Origin of the sequence: Streptomyces sp. MA5143a (assembly GCF_900290235.1) — a bacterium.
Classification (GTDB): Bacteria; Actinomycetota; Actinomycetes; order Streptomycetales; family Streptomycetaceae; genus Streptomyces.
Genome location: NZ_OLMK01000172.1, coordinates 1 through 690 on the forward strand (window position 1 = coordinate 1; position 690 = coordinate 690).

1 protein-coding gene is annotated in these 690 nt (G+C 70.3%); it reads left to right on the forward strand.

The features are described 5' to 3' along the window. A partial coding sequence (locus SMA5143A_RS42390) for a transposase (RefSeq protein ID WP_146194068.1) occupies positions 1 to 690 on the forward strand: 690 nt, incomplete at both ends.

Consider the following 690-nt stretch of genomic DNA (forward strand, 5'->3'; position numbering starts at 1 on the left):
GGGAGTGTGTTCGCGTTCCTGGCCGAGCATCGCGGTGAGCTGTTCCCGGCTGAGATGTTCGCGGACATGTATCCGTCGGCGAACGGACGGCCGAGCATGCCGCCGCAGATCCTGGCCGCCGCGATCACCTTGCAGGCCCTTAACGGGCTGTCGGACTTCGAGACGGTCCAGGAACTGCGGTGCGATCTGCGGTGGAAGGCAGGATGCGGGCTGGGCCTTCACGACATGGCGTTCGATCCGTCGCTGCTGGCCTACTTCCGCCGCCGGCTGGCCCGTTCCGCCCGCCCGAACCGCATCTTCGAGGCCGTGCGCGAGGTCGTGAAGGCCACCGGAGTCCTCAAGGGCAAGCACCGCCGGGCGCTGGACTCCACCGTGCTGGACGACGCGGTCGCCACCCAGGACACCGTCACCCAGATCATCGCCGCCGTCCGCGCGGTGATCCGCGAGGTCCCCGGCGCCGACGCGGTCGCCGCTGCCCAGTGCGGCGCGCACGACTACACCGACCCGGGCAAACCGAAGATCGCCTGGAACGACGAGCAGGCCCGCGCCGAACTGGTCGACGCACTGGTCACCGATGCCCTGCGACTGCTGGGCCACCTGCCCGAACAGCAACTGGGCGACAAAGCCGCGAACGCGGTGGGCATCCTGGCCCTGGTCGCCGGCCAGGACGTCGAGCCCGCCGAGGGCTCC